The organism is Pedococcus sp. P2_D7 (genome assembly GCF_056404295.1).
On sequence record NZ_JBFUEH010000001.1, the window covers coordinates 567,027 to 581,289 of the forward strand.

11 protein-coding genes are annotated in these 14,263 nt (G+C 70.4%); all 11 read right to left on the reverse strand.

Going from position 1 to position 14,263, the window contains the following annotated elements:
• Positions 1–206: 206 nt before the first annotated feature.
• On the reverse strand, positions 207–1,658 hold the full coding sequence (gene pyk / locus AC1DWJ_RS02720; RefSeq protein ID WP_457255459.1) for a pyruvate kinase: 1,452 nt from the start codon (positions 1,656–1,658) through the stop codon (positions 207–209).
• 94 nt (positions 1,659–1,752) lie between these two features.
• A complete protein-coding gene (locus AC1DWJ_RS02725; RefSeq protein ID WP_457255460.1) occupies positions 1,753–3,207 on the reverse strand; it encodes a glutamate synthase subunit beta in 1,455 nt (484 codons plus the stop codon).
• Positions 3,200–7,774 (reverse strand): glutamate synthase large subunit, encoded by a 4,575-nt coding sequence (gene gltB / locus AC1DWJ_RS02730; RefSeq protein WP_457255461.1) that lies wholly within the window; start codon positions 7,772–7,774, stop codon positions 3,200–3,202. Before gltB ends, AC1DWJ_RS02725 begins: the two co-directional genes overlap by 8 nt.
• Before the next feature lie 110 nt (positions 7,775–7,884).
• Positions 7,885–8,736 (reverse strand): prolipoprotein diacylglyceryl transferase, encoded by an 852-nt coding sequence (gene lgt / locus AC1DWJ_RS02735; protein WP_457255608.1) that lies wholly within the window; start codon positions 8,734–8,736, stop codon positions 7,885–7,887.
• Between the two features lie 24 nt (positions 8,737–8,760).
• On the reverse strand, positions 8,761–9,441 hold the full coding sequence (locus AC1DWJ_RS02740) for a hypothetical protein (protein ID WP_457255462.1): 681 nt from the start codon (positions 9,439–9,441) through the stop codon (positions 8,761–8,763).
• Between the two features lie 203 nt (positions 9,442–9,644).
• On the reverse strand, positions 9,645–10,424 hold the full coding sequence (locus tag AC1DWJ_RS02745; RefSeq protein WP_457255463.1) for a DsbA family protein: 780 nt from the start codon (positions 10,422–10,424) through the stop codon (positions 9,645–9,647).
• On the reverse strand, positions 10,421–10,984 hold the full coding sequence (locus AC1DWJ_RS02750; protein WP_457255464.1) for a DoxX family protein: 564 nt from the start codon (positions 10,982–10,984) through the stop codon (positions 10,421–10,423). The genes AC1DWJ_RS02745 and AC1DWJ_RS02750 overlap by 4 nt, the downstream gene beginning before the upstream one ends.
• Position 10,985: 1 nt before the next feature.
• Complete coding sequence (gene trpA, locus AC1DWJ_RS02755) at positions 10,986–11,804, reverse strand: tryptophan synthase subunit alpha (RefSeq protein ID WP_457255465.1); 819 nt, start codon at positions 11,802–11,804, stop codon at positions 10,986–10,988.
• Positions 11,801–13,087: a tryptophan synthase subunit beta gene (gene trpB, locus AC1DWJ_RS02760; RefSeq protein ID WP_457255466.1), complete on the reverse strand. Its 1,287-nt coding sequence runs from the start codon at positions 13,085–13,087 to the stop codon at positions 11,801–11,803. Before trpB ends, trpA begins: the two co-directional genes overlap by 4 nt.
• On the reverse strand, positions 13,084–13,875 hold the full coding sequence (gene trpC, locus AC1DWJ_RS02765) for an indole-3-glycerol phosphate synthase TrpC (RefSeq protein ID WP_477619934.1): 792 nt from the start codon (positions 13,873–13,875) through the stop codon (positions 13,084–13,086). The genes trpB and trpC overlap by 4 nt, the downstream gene beginning before the upstream one ends.
• 70 nt (positions 13,876–13,945) lie before the next feature.
• Complete coding sequence (locus AC1DWJ_RS02770) at positions 13,946–14,203, reverse strand: HGxxPAAW family protein (RefSeq protein ID WP_457255468.1); 258 nt, start codon at positions 14,201–14,203, stop codon at positions 13,946–13,948.
• Positions 14,204–14,263 lie beyond the last annotated feature (60 nt).

Here is a 14,263-nt window from a genome sequence, read left to right on the forward strand (position 1 = left end):
GCGCCCCACCGGCCGGGCCGTGCCCCAGCAGAAGCCACCCACGGGAGCCGGTGTCCAGCGCCCGCGGACGGCTCCGCTCACCCTTGAGACCCGCCCCGTTCGAACGCGGCCATACAACCACAGTCGGCTATGGTTGGCTAGGTTTCTTCCACAGTCTTCGACGAGAAGGGGTCAATCGAGCGTGACAGAACCGGCCAGGGCGAGGCTCAGTCGTCGAGGTCCTCGTAGGCGGGGGCCACCTTGTTGATGGCGTCGCCCATCTTGTGCACACGCAGCGCGTTGGTGGAGCCCGGGATGCCGGGGGGCGAGCCGGCCACGATGACGACGAGGTCGCCCTCCTGCGCGCGACCCGAGGCGAGCAGCGACTTGTCGACCTGCTGGGCCATCTGGTCGGTGTGCCGGGCCATGGGGACGAGGAAGGTCTCGATGCCCCACGCCAGGGACAGCCGCGAGCGGGTGTGCGGTTCGGGGGTGAACGCCAGCATGGGGATCCGCGGACGGATCCGCGACATCCGCTTCGCGGTGTCACCGGACTGGCTGAACGTGATGAGGTACTTCGCGCCGAGCAGCTCGCCGATCTCGACGGCCGCTGCGGCCACGGCGCCACCCATCGTGTGGGGCTTGGTGCCCAGCGGACGGATCCGCTCGAGCCCGTGCTCCTCGGTGCTCTCGATGATGCGAGCCATCGTCTGCACGGCCACGATCGGGTAGGCACCGACGCTGGTCTCGCCCGAGAGCATGAGCGCGTCAGCACCGTCGAGGACGGCGTTGGCGGCGTCGGAGGCCTCGGCGCGGGTCGGGCGGGGGTTCTCGATCATCGACTCGAGCACCTGGGTGGCGACGATGACCGGCTTGGCGTTGCGGCGCGCGATCTCGATGGCTTCCTTCTGGACGATCGGCACCTCCTCGAGCGGCAGCTCGACGCCGAGGTCGCCACGAGCCACCATCACGCCGTCGAACGCCTCGATGATCTCGACGAGGTTGTCGACCGCCTGCGGCTTCTCGATCTTGGCGATGACGGGCAGCCGGACCCCGACCTCGTCCATCACGGCGTGGACGTCGTCGAGGTCGGCGGCCGAGCGCACGAAGGACAGCGCGATCATGTCGGCGCGCAGCCCGAGGGCCCACCGCAGGTCTTCCTTGTCCTTCTCGGACAGCGCGGGCACGGACACCGCGACGCCGGGGAGGTTGATCCCCTTGTTGTTGGAGACCGTGCCGCCGACGGTGACGACACACGTCACGTCGGTCTCGCTGACGGCGGTCGCCTGGAGGCAGACCTTGCCGTCGTCGATGAGGAGCAGGTCGCCGGGGCGGACGTCGCCGGGCAGGCCCTTGTAGGTCGTGCCGACCTCGGTCACCGAGCCCTCGACGTCGCGGGTGGTGATGGTGAACTCGGCGCCGTTGACGAGGTCGACCGGGCCGTCCTTGAAGCGCGCGGTGCGGATCTTGGGACCCTGCAGGTCGACCAGGACACCGACCGCGTGACCGGTCTCGTCACTGGCCCGGCGGATCTCCTGGTAGATCTTCTCGTGGTCGGCGTACTCGCCGTGCGAGAGGTTGAGGCGGGCCACATCCATCCCCGCGTCGACGAGCTGGCGGATCCTCTCGGGAGTGGATACAGCCGGGCCCAATGTGCAGACGATCTTGGCGCGACGCATGTCCTCGACCTTATCGGTCGACCCACCCGGAACGTGACCCCGGTCACCCTGCGGACAGCCGAGCTCCGGGTATGCCGCGGGCCCGCCGCTGGGGTCAGACGACCAGCGGGCGGTCGTTCGGGTTGATCGGGCGCGGCAGCGCTGTGGCGCCGGTCAGGAAGCGGTCGACCCCGGCCGCGGCAGACCGGCCCTCGGCGATGGCCCACACGATCAAGGACTGCCCACGACCGGCGTCACCGGCCACGAACACACCGGGCACCGACGACATGTAGTCCTGGTCGCGCTTGACGTTGGAGCGCTCGTCGAGCTCGACCTCGAGCTGCTCGACGACGCCCGGGCCCTGCGGGCCGAGGAAGCCCATCGCGAGCAGGATCAGCTGGGCCGGCAGCACGCGTTCGGTGCCCTCGACCTCCTCGAAGCCCCGGTCGCCCATGCGCACGTCGACGACGCGGATGCCGGACACCCTGCCGTCCTCGCCGAGGATCTCCTTGGTGGAGGCGGCGTAGACGCGCTCGCCACCCTCCTCGTGGGCCGACGCGACGCGGAACAGCATCGGGTAGGTGGGCCACGGCTGACCCGCGACCCGCTCCTCACCCGGCTGCGGCATGATCTCGAGGCTGGTGACCGAACGGGCGCCCTGGCGGTGCGAGGTGCCGATGCAGTCGGCGCCGGTGTCGCCACCGCCGATGACGATGACGTCCTTGCCCTCCGCGGTGACCTGTCCCTCGACGGTCTCCCCGAGCGCGACCCGGTTGGCCGGCGGGAGGAAGTCCATCGCCTGCATGACGCCGTCGAGCTCACGCCCGGGCACGGGCAGCTCGCGGGGCACGGTGGCCCCGATGGCCAGGACGACCGCGTCGTAGCGGTCGCGCAGCTGCTTGCCGGTCACGTCGCCACCGACGTCGACCCCGCTGCGGAAGCGTGTCCCCTCGGCCTCCATCTGGGCGATGCGACGGTCGAGGACCGACTTCTCCATCTTGAACTCGGGGATGCCGTAGCGCAGCAGTCCACCGGGCTTGTCGGCGCGCTCGTAGACCGCGACGGTGTGGCCAGCCCGGGTGAGCTGCTGGGCCGCAGCCAGGCCCGCCGGACCGGAGCCGACGACGGCGACGGTCTTGCCGGAGAGCCGCTCGGGCGCCTGCGGCTGGACGTAGCCGGCGTCGAAGGCCCGGTCGATCGTCGTGACCTCGATCTGCTTGATGGTCACCGCGGGCTGGTTGATCCCGAGGACGCAGGCCGTCTCACAGGGGGCCGGGCAGAGCCGACCGGTGAACTCCGGGAAGTTGTTCGTGGCGTGCAGGCGCTCGATGGCCTCGCGCCAGTCGCCCTTCCAGGCGAGGTCGTTCCACTCGGGGATGAGGTTGCCCAAGGGACAACCGCTGTGGCAGAACGGGATCCCGCAGTCCATGCAGCGCCCGGCCTGACGCTGGAGCTGGCCGAGCTCCTGCTCCTCGTAGACCTCTTTCCAGTCCCTGATCCGGACCGGCACGGGGCGACGGGCGGGCAGCTCGCGCTCCCGCGTCTTGAGAAAACCTTGGGGGTCAGCCACGGGAGGCCTCCATGATCCGCTCCCAGACCTCGGAGCCGTTGACGTCTAGTCCCTCCGCCTCGGCGGCGGCGCGCACGTCGAGGACGCGCTGGTAGTCACGTGGGAGGACCAGGGTGAACCGCGACCTGGCCGACTCCCACTCCTCGAGCAGCCGGGCCGCGATGGGCGACTCGGTCTCCTGCAGGTGCTGGGCGAGCAGCTCGCGCACGACCGTTTCGTCGTCGGGACGAAGCCCGGACACGTCGACGAGCTCGGGGTTGACCCGGCCCACGTCGAGGTCGAGGACGTAGGCCACTCCCCCGGACATGCCGGCCGCGAAGTTGCGCCCGGTCGGGCCGAGCACCAGGACGATGCCACCCGTCATGTACTCGCACCCGTGGTCGCCGACCCCCTCGACGACGGCGGTCGCACCGGAGTTGCGGACGCAGAAGCGCTCGCCGACCAGCCCACGGAGGAACAGCTGCCCCGTGGTCGCGCCGTAGCCGATGACGTTGCCGGCGATGACGTTCGCCTCAGCCTGGAGCGGGGCCGCGCGGTCAGGGCGCACCACCACGCGACCGCCCGACAGACCCTTGCCCACGTAGTCGTTGGCGTCGCCGACGAGCCGCAGGGTGACACCCCGCGGGAGGAACGCCCCGAGGGACTGACCGGCCGAGCCGGTCAGGGTCAGGTCGATCGTGTTGTCGGGCAACCCGTCGGGATGGGCCTTGGTGACCTCGTGGCCGAGCAGCGTGCCGATCGTGCGGTTGACGTTGCGCACCGCGACCTCGCCGAGCACCGGGGTGCCGTCGTTGATGGCCTCCCGCGCGATGGTGATGAGGTGGTGGTCGAGGGCCTTCTCGAGCCCATGGTCCTGGGTCGTGGTGTTGCGGCGGGCTGAGCCGTCAGGGCTCTCCACGTCGGCGAAGATCGGCGCGAGGTCGAGCCCAGCGGCCTTCCAGTGGTTGACGGCGCGGGTGGCGTCGATCGCCGACACCTGGCCGATGGCCTCCTCGATGCTGCGGAAACCCAGGGCCGCCAGGTGCTCGCGGACCTCCTCGGCGATGTACTCGAAGAAGGTCTCGACGAACTCGGGCTTGCCGGAGTAGCGCGCGCGCAGCTCCGGGTTCTGGGTGGCGATGCCGACCGGACAGGTGTCGAGGTGGCAGACGCGCATCATGATGCAGCCGCTGACGACGAGCGGAGCCGTGGCGAACCCGAACTCCTCGGCGCCGAGCAGGGCGGCGATGATCACGTCGCGCCCGGTCTTGAGCTGACCGTCGCACTGCACGACGATGCGGTCGCGCAGACCGTTGAGCACCAAGGTCTGCTGGGTCTCGGCGAGGCCGATCTCCCACGGGCCGCCGGCGTGCTTCAGCGAGGTGAGGGGCGAGGCGCCGGTGCCACCGTCGTGGCCGGAGATGAGGACCACGTCGGAGTGCGCCTTGGAGACACCTGCCGCGACCGTGCCGACCCCGATCTCGGAGACCAGCTTGACGTGGATCCGGGCCTCCGGGTTGGCGTTCTTGAGGTCGTGGATCAGCTGGGCGAGGTCTTCGATCGAGTAGATGTCGTGGTGCGGCGGCGGGCTGATGAGACCCACGCCGGGCGTCGAGTGACGGGTCGTGGCGATCCACGGGTAGACCTTGTGACCGGGCAGCTGTCCACCCTCACCGGGCTTGGCCCCCTGCGCCATCTTGATCTGGATGTCGCCCGACTTGGTGAGGTAGAGCGAGGTGACGCCGAACCGGCCGGAGGCGACCTGCTTGATCGTCGACCGCCGCTCCGGGTCCATCAGGCGGTCGACGTCCTCGCCGCCCTCGCCCGTGTTGGAGCGTCCACCGAGGCGGTTCATGGCGACGGCCAGCGTCTCGTGGGCCTCCTGGCTGATCGAGCCGTAGGACATCGCCCCGGTGTTGAAGCGCTTGACGATCTCGCTGATCGGCTCGACCTCGTCGATCGGCACCGGCTGCCGCGGCGAGGCGCCACCGAGGTTGAACAGGCCACGCAGCGTCATGAGCCGCTCGGACTGCTCGTCGATGCGCGAGGTGTACTGCTTGAAGATGTCGTAGCGCCGCTGCCGCGTCGAGTGCTGCAGGCGGAAGACGGTGTCGGGGTCGAACAGGTGCGGCTCACCTTCGCGTCGCCACTGGTACTCACCGCCGACGCCGAGCTTGCGGTGCGGGAGCCGCACCCCGTCCGGGGGGTATGCCGCGGCGTGCCGGGCCGCGGTCTCCGCGGCGAGGACGTCGAGGCCGACGCCACCGAGCTGGCTCACGGTGCCCGTGAAGTAGCGGTCGACGAGCTCCTGCGAGAGCCCGAGGGCCTCGAAGACCTGGGCGCCGCGGTAGGACGCGACGGTGGAGATGCCCATCTTGGACATGACCTTGAGGACGCCCTTGCCGAGCGCCTTGATGAGGTTCTTGACGGCCTGGTCGGCGGTGACGCCTTCAATGGCGCCAGACCGCACCAGGTCCTCCACCGACTCCATGGCGAGGTAGGGGTTGACCGCCGCCGCGCCGTAGCCGATGAGAAGGGCGACGTGGTGGACCTCGCGCACGTCGCCGGCCTCCACGACGAGCCCCACGAGGGTGCGGGTCTTCTCGCGGATGAGGTGGTGGTGGACGGCCGAGGTGAGCAGCAGCGACGGGATCGGCGCGTAGTCGCGACCGGAGTCGCGGTCCGAGAGCACGACGAAGCGGGCCCCCTGGGCGATCGCTGCCGACACCTCGGCGAAGATCTCCTCGAGCCGCGCGGTCATCGCAGCGGCCCCACCCGTGACGTCGTAGAGCCCGCGCACGACGTGGGTCGCGTAGCCCGGCAGGTCGCCGTCGGCGTTGACGTGGACGATCTTGGCGAGGTGGTCGTTGTCGATCACCGGGAAGGGCAGGACGACCTGGCGCGCGTGCGCGGGGCCGGCCGAGAGGGCGTTGCCCTCCGGACCGATGACGGTGCCCAACGAGGTGACGAGCTCCTCGCGGATCGCGTCGAGCGGTGGGTTGGTCACCTGGGCGAACAGCTGGGTGAAGTAGTCGAAGACGAGCCGCGGGCGGTCCGACAGCACCGCGATCGGGGTGTCGGTGCCCATCGAGCCGAGCGCCTCTCCCCCCGTCCTGGCCATCGGCGTGAGGAGGATCTTGAGCTCCTCCTGCGTGTAGCCGAAGGTCTGCTGGCGCCGCGCCACCGAGGCCGCGGTGTGCACGATGTGCTCGCGCTCGGGCAGGTCGTCGAGGTGGATGAGGCCGGCGTGCAGCCACTCGTCGTAGGGGTGCTGGGCCGCCAGCGACGACTTCACCTCGTCGTCGGACACGATGCGGCCGTGCTCCGTGTCGACGAGGAACATCCGCCCCGGCTGGAGCCGTCCCTTGCGCACGACACGGGTCGGGTCGAGGTCGAGGACCCCCGACTCGGAGGCGAGGACGACGAGGCCGTCGTCGGTCACCGAGTAGCGCCCGGGACGTAGGCCGTTGCGGTCCAGGACGGCGCCGATGAGCGATCCGTCGGTGAAGGTCACGCAGGCCGGACCGTCCCACGGCTCCATGAAGGTCGAGTGGAACTCGTAGAACGCCCTGCGGGCGGGGTCCATCTCGTCGTTGTTCTCCCACGCCTCCGGGATCATCATGAGGACCGCGTGGGGCAGCGGACGTCCGCCGAGGTGCAGCAGCTCGAGCGCCTCGTCGAAGGAGGCCGAGTCGGAGGCCTCGGGCGTGCAGATCGGGAACAGCCGGTCGAGGTCACCCGGGATGACGTCGGAGACCAGCTGGCTCTCGCGGGCGCTCATCCAGTTGCGGTTGCCCTTGACGGTGTTGATCTCGCCGTTGTGGGCGATCAGCCGGTAGGGGTGGGCCAGCGGCCAGCTCGGGAAGGTGTTGGTGGAGAACCGCGAGTGGACCAGCGCGAGCTGGGTCTCGAACCGGCGGTCGGACAGGTCGGGGAAGAACGGCTCGAGCTGCCCCGTGGTGAGCATGCCCTTGTAGACGAGCGTGCGACACGACAGGGACGGGAAGTAGACCTCGGTCTCGCGCTCGGCGCGCTTGCGCAGGCAGAAGGCGAGACGGTCGAGCCCCAGGCCGACCATGCGGCCGACCGCAGCCGAGACGAACAGCTGCCGGAAGAACGGCATGCAGTCGCGGGCCGCCTGGCCCACGAGCTCAGCCGCGACCGGCACGTCGCGCCACCCCAGGACGGTGAGCCCTTCCTCAGCTGCGAGCTCCTCGATCCGGGCGACCACCTGGGCACGTTCGGTCTCGTCGGTCGGCAGGAAGGCGGTGCCCACGGCATACGCGCCGTTGACCGGGAGGTCGAACTCGACGACCTCGCGGAAGAACGCGTCGGGGATCTGGGTCAGGATGCCGGCACCGTCGCCCACGAGCGGGTCGGCGCCGGTGGCGCCGCGGTGGTCGAGGTTGCGCAGGGCAGTCAGGGCGTGGTCGACGATGTCGTGACCTGCGCTTCCCCGCATCGTCGCCACGAGGGCCACGCCGCAGGCGTCGTGCTCGTGCTCGCGGCGGTAGAGGCCCGTGTTGGCGGGCTGGGCGGAGAAGCGCGCAGGAGTCACGTTCGGGTCACCGTCCTTGGGGGGAGTCAAGTGCGTTGTGGAACCCAAGTTGGGCACACCATTTCACGCGCGTGGACGGCCTTGGCCACGGCTGCAGGAAGGATAGCCGGTGGGCCGTTTGTCCCGCCATGTGAGCCGACCTATTCCGTATGTTGAGACGCGACCTCTCGGGGAACCGCCACCTCGCGGCGCCTCCCGAACCAGACGATGGCGATGCCGAGCAGGAAGACCAGAATGCTCGTCCACACGTTGACCCGCACGCCGAAGATGGTGTTGGCCTCGTCGCTGCGCATCAGCTCGAAGACGATCCGGCCCATCGGGTAGCCGATGACGTAGAGCCCGAAGAGCTGGCCCTTGCGCAGCGCCCAGCGGCGGTCGGCCAGCACGAGGAAGAGGGCGAGGAGCAGGCACCAGAGCGACTCGTAGAGGAAGGTCGGCTGGAAGGTGCCGAGCACGATGGCCTTGCCGTTCGTGTCGCGCACGGCGTGGCCGGCGGACTGGTCCCACTCGTGGATGGTCAGGCCCCACGGGACGTCGGTGGCCCGGCCGTAGAGCTCGTTGTTGAACCAGTTGCCCCAGCGGCCCAGCGCCTGCGCGACGGCCACCCCTGGGGCAGCGGCGTCGATGTAGTCGAGGAAGGGCACCCCGTGGCGGCGGGCGCCGACCCAGGCCCCGAGCGCACCCAGGGAGATGGCTCCCCAGATGCCGAGGCCGCCCTCCCAGATGTATAGCGCCTTGAGCGGGTGACCGCCCGCGCCAAAGTAGGGCTCGGGCGTGGTGATGACGTGGTAGATCCGGCCGCCGATGATGCCGAACGGGACCGCCCAGGCCGAGATGTCGACGGCCTTCTCCTTGGCGTGGCCCCGGTCGACGAGGCGCCGACCGGTGATCCAGACGGCCACGACGATGCCCGCGAGGATGCACAGCGCGTAGCCACGCAGCGGGAACGGCCCGAGGTGCCAGACCCCGGAGGTCGGGCTGGGGATCACCATGGTCACGCAGGTGAGGCTATCCAGTCACGGGCGTGGGAAGTACGGCAGGTCGGGGTACAGGTCCGCCAAGGCCTTCGTGAGACAGTCCCGACCGGCTTGAACCCGCTCGCCCTGAGCCTCCCCCCGCACCGCGCCGACCATGCCACCGAAGTCGGCGATCCCCTGCACCGCGTATCCCCGCTCGCCCATGCACTGCTGCATCGCGGAGGCCAGCCGCGGCTCCATGTGGGGCGGTGTCTCGGCCGCGTACACGGCCGAGACCGGGAACCAGTACTCCTCTTCGCAGGCGTCAACCCGCTCGGCCTCCCCGTCGGTCATCGCGTCAAGGGTCGGCGCCGTGGTGGGCGTCGCGGAAGTCGTCGGTGCGGTGGTCGTCGCCCCCACCCTCGCGTAGGTGAAGATCCGGCTCGTGCCGGTGACCGGGTCCCAGACCGACGTGGTGACGGCGAAGCCGGCTCGGCGCATGCACTGCGCGTACCCCTCCCAGGCAGCATCCACCTCGCTCCGCGTCACGTGGCCGTCGGCGAGAACGGCCCGCTGGGGCGAGTCCGGGTCCAGCTCGTCGACGATGCGCCGCAGTTGCGCCCGCCCGACGCGGTAGACCCCGGGGTCGGTGTAGGTCGCCACCGCCCGCCCCTGCACGGCGGGCGGCTCGTCGACCTCAGGTCCACACGCGCCGGTCAACGCGAGCACGAGCAACGTCACCGCCGCCCCCCACGGCCGACGAGCCGCCGCCCGACGATCTCGATGCGTCATCTACTGGGGCGTGAGCACGGCCAGGGCCGCGGCCATGCGACCATAAATCTTTCTGGTAGTTATAGTCATGTGGATGACTATAACTACCTATATATGGGCAGTCCTCCGGTCGTCCACAGGCCCGCCCACCAGCGGTGGGCGGCTCGGTGCTGCTACTTCGTCGCCGCCTTGACCGCCGCGGCCAGCTTGTCGCGGGTCAGGCCGCTGAGGTCGACGACCGTGCCGTCCAGCTTGACCGTCGGGGTGCCGTTGACGCCGTCCTTCTCCGACTGGGTCTGCACGGACTCGACCCACTGGTTGTGCGACTTCGCCGTGTAGCACTGCTCCCACGTCGTCAGGGTGGGACCCGTGAGCCCCGCCTGCACCGCGAACTGCCTGAGCTGGGCATCGGTGTAGCCGGCGCCCTCGGTCTTCGGCTGACCCTGGAAGGTGGCCGCGTGGTACTGCAGGAACTTGTCCGCGTCAGCGGCGCACGAGGCGGCGTTCGCGGCGCGGTTCGAGGAGTCGTTGCGCAGGTTGTCGTCGAGGAAGGACAGCGGGTGGGCGACCAGCTTCACCTGGTTGGCCTTGACCAGGTCGACGATCTGGAGCCCGAAGATCTCCTCGAACCGCGCACAGACCGGGCACTGGAAGTCCTCGTACAGGTCGAGGGTGGGCACGTTCGCGGGCGCGCCGGGGTTCACGACCAGCCCGGCGCCCATCGCCGCGACGTTCTTGGGGAGCACCGACCCGCCCGCGGTGGTCGCCTCCTTCTTGTCGCTACTGCCCAGGATCACGGCGGTGATGACCGCTGCGAGCACGACCACGACGACCACGGTCGCCACCACGATGCGGTTCGCTCCCCCGCTCCCACCGCTCTTGGCGTTGCGGATCCCGCCCTTGGGGGCGGCCGCCTGGATCTTCGCCTTGCGGCTGGCGCTGCTGCTGGTCATGCGTGGGGCTGCCTCTCGTGGTCCGGGCTGGCCGGGTGGTTCTCGTGGTCTGGGTGGGAGCCGTCCGGGTGGTCCGAGCCGAGTGGGTCGCCGAACAGGGTCCGCTCGAGGCTGAGGGCCGACCGAGGTCGGACCATCAGCCACAGGGCGCAGGCGAGCAGCCCGACGTCGCGGGCGATCTCCTGCGGATACTGCGTCTGGGAGGCCGCAATGGTTCCCCCCTTGCCGAAACAGCCGCAGTCGATGGACAGGCCGCGCGCCCAGGCCGAGGCGATCCCGATGATGAAGACCACCATCAGGAAGTCGCCCACCACGGCGCTGAACCGGGTGAACAACCCCAGGACCAGCAGCACGCCGATCGCGACCTCGAGGATCGGCAGGCCGTAGCCGAGGTAGCCGGCCACGTCGTAGGGCAGCAGCTGGTAGGCGCGGACCGACCTCGCGGACGTCTCGAGGTGGCCGACCTTGAGCAGTCCGGCCACGAGGACCACGCCACCCAGGACCAGACGGGCGAGCAGCCCGATGACGTCGCGGACCCGCGGGGCCGACAGCGCGCTCATGTCAGCGACCGCTCCGGACGCCTTCGGCCAGCTCACCGACCAGGGCGCGGAGCGAGGCGATGCCGGAGGCCGGGTCGTCCGCCTCGGTGAGGCACCGCACGAGCGCCGAGCCCACGATCACCCCGTCGGCGTAGGCGGCGACCTCGGCCGCCTGCGACCCACCGGAGACCCCGAGGCCCACGCACACGGGCTTGTCGGTGACCGCCTTGGTCCGGTTGACGATGACTGCCGCGGCGTCGCCCATCGACGTCCTCGCGCCGGTCACGCCCATGTGCGACACGGCATACACGAAGCCACGGCACTGGGCGGTCACGGCGGCGATGCGCTGCTCCGTGGAGCTCGGGGCGACGAGGAAGACCCGGTCGAGACCGGTCTCTTCGCTCGCCGCGATCCACTCGGCGCCCTCGTCGGGGATGAGGTCGGGGGTGATGATGCCCGCGCCACCGGCGGCCGCGAGGTCACGCGCGAAGGCGGTGGGCCCGTGGCGCAGGATGAGGTTCCAGTAGGACATCACCAGCGGCGGAGCCCCTGCGTCGCGGACGGCTCGCGTCGCGGTGAAGGCGTCGGCGACGTGGACCCCGCGCTTGAGGGCCTGGTCGGCGGCATAGGCGATGACCGGACCGTCCATGAGCGGGTCGCTGTAGGGGATGCCGACCTCGACGATGTCGACACCCGCCTCGACCATCGCGACCATCGCCTCGATCGAGCCCTCGACCGAGGGGAACCCGACGGGTAGGTAGCCGACGAGGGCGGCGCGGTTCTCCGCGCGGCACTGCTCGAGGACGCGACCGACCCCGATGCCCGTGGTCGTGGAGCTCACAGCTGGGTCCTTCCGTCGCCCTCGGCGCGCGGCTCGTCGGCCGCGCCGCCGGGGACCGTGCCGCTGGGGGTCGCGTCGCCGTCGATGAGGCCGAACCACTCGGCAGCCGTGTGCATGTCCTTGTCGCCACGCCCCGACAGGTTGACCAGCAGCAGGGCGTCGGGGCCGAGCTCACGACCGACCTCGATCGCCCCGGCGAGGGCGTGCGCCGACTCCAGCGCCGGGATGATGCCCTCGGTGCGGCACAGGAGCTCGAACGCCTTCATGGTCTGCTCGTCGGTCGCGTAGCGGTACTCGGCCCGCCCGGTGTCGCGGAGGTGGGCGTGCTCCGGGCCGACGCTCGGGTAGTCGAGTCCCGCCGAGATCGAGTGCGACTCGAGGGTCTGGCCGTCGTCGTCCTGCATGAGGTAGCTAAACGTGCCGTGCAGCACCCCGGGCGAGCTGGCCGCGAACCGCGCTGCGTGCCGGCCCGACTCGATGCCCTCTCCCCCGGCCTCGATGCCGATCAGCCGCACCTCGGCGTCGTCGATGAACCGGTGGAAGATGCCCATGGCGTTGGATCCGCCACCGACACAGGCGATCACGGCGTCGGGAAGGCGTCCGGTGAGGTCGAGCACCTGGGCGCGCGCCTCGACCCCGATCACCCGGTGGAAGTCACGGACCATCTCGGGGAACGGGTGCGGACCCGTCACGGTGCCGAGGATGTAGTGGGTGTTGCCGACGTTGGTGACCCAGTCGCGCAGGGCGTCGTTGATGGCGTCCTTGAGGGTCGCGCTGCCGGTCGGGACGGCGACCACCTCGGCGCCGAGCATCCGCATGCGGGCGACGTTGAGGGCCTGCCGCTCGGTGTCGACCTTGCCCATGTAGATGACGCACTCGAGCCCCATCAGGGCGGCTGCGGTGGCGGTCGCGACGCCGTGCTGACCGGCGCCGGTCTCGGCGATGACGCGCGTCTTGCCCATCCGCTTGGTCAGGAGGGCCTGCGCCAGCACGTTGTTGATCTTGTGGGAGCCGGTGTGGTTGAGGTCCTCGCGCTTGAGGATGATCCGGGCGTCGCCGGCGTGGGCGGCGAACCGCGGCACCTCGGTGATGATGCTCGGACGGCCCGTGTAGGTGCGGTGCAGGCGCTCGAGCTCGCCCATGAACTCGGGGTCGACCATCGCCTTGCGGCGCGCCTCGTCGAGCTCCTCCAGCGCGGGAATGAGTGCCTCGGGCACGTAGCGGCCGCCGAAGTCGCCGAAGCGTCCGGGACGGGCCAGCGGCTCGGGGGTCAGGCCGGTCATGGTGTGGCTCCCGCCGCGATGAGTTCGTATGCCGCGCGGCGCGGGTCGCTGCCACGCACCAGTGCCTCGCCCACCAGCACGGCGTCGGCGCCTTCACCCGCGAACCGGGCGGCGTCCTCCGGTCCACCGACTCCGGACTCGGCCACCTTGACGCAGGTGTCCGGGATCAGGGGCGTGAGCCGGGCGAAGGTGTCGGGGTCGACGGCAAGGGTCTTGAGGTTGCGGGCGTTGACCCCGATCACCGAGGCGCCTGCGTCGACGGCCCGGCGGGTCTCGTCCTCGTCGTGCACCTCGACGAGCGCGGTCATGCCCAGCTCGTGCGCCAGCCCCTGCATGCGGACGAGGTCGTCCTGCCCCAGCGCCGCGACGATGAGCAGGATCAGGTCGGCACCGTGGGCGCGGGCCTCGAACAGCTGGTAGTCGTCGACCATGAAGTCCTTGCGCAGCACCGGGATCCGCACTGCCTTGCGCACCGCGTCGAGGTCGTCGAGCGAGCCGTGGAACCGGCGTCGCTCGGTGAGCACGCTGACCGCCGTGGCTCCACCCGCCTCGTACTCCGCGGCCAGGGCGGCAGGGTCGGCGATCGGTGCCAGCGCACCCTTGCTCGGGCTGGCTCGCTTGACCTCGGCGACCAGCGCCAGACCCGGACGTCGGAGGGCTGCCTCGGCGTCGAGGACGGGGGCGGCTGACGCCGCCAGCTCCTCGATGCGGTCACGGCCGACGACCGCCTGTGCGCCGGCGAGGTCTTCGCGGACGCCGGCAACGATGTCGTCGAGCACGGTGGGCATGTCGACAGGCTATCCAGCGGAACTGGGAGCTCCGTGCTGGGGTCAGCCGGTGGACGGGTGGCCCTCCGTGTTACTTGACGCCCACCTCGGGCTTGTTGCTGTCGGGGCTGTCCGGACCGTCGAGCGAGGTCGCGCCGTAGCCGGCGAGTGACAGCACCTTCCCGGCCACCGCACCGATGACACAGATGACCATGCCGATGACGAACACCGCGGTGTTCGCGATGGCGACGCCCCAGGCAGCAATGGCCGACCCGAGGAGGATGACGCCGACTCCCGTCCACGCCGCGAGGCTGTGTCCGTGGTCTTCGTGGATCTCTTGCTCTGCCATCGGCTTGGCTCCTGCTGGTGGTCGTGGTCGTGTGGGGTGGGCGCGGTGGGTGCGGGTCGC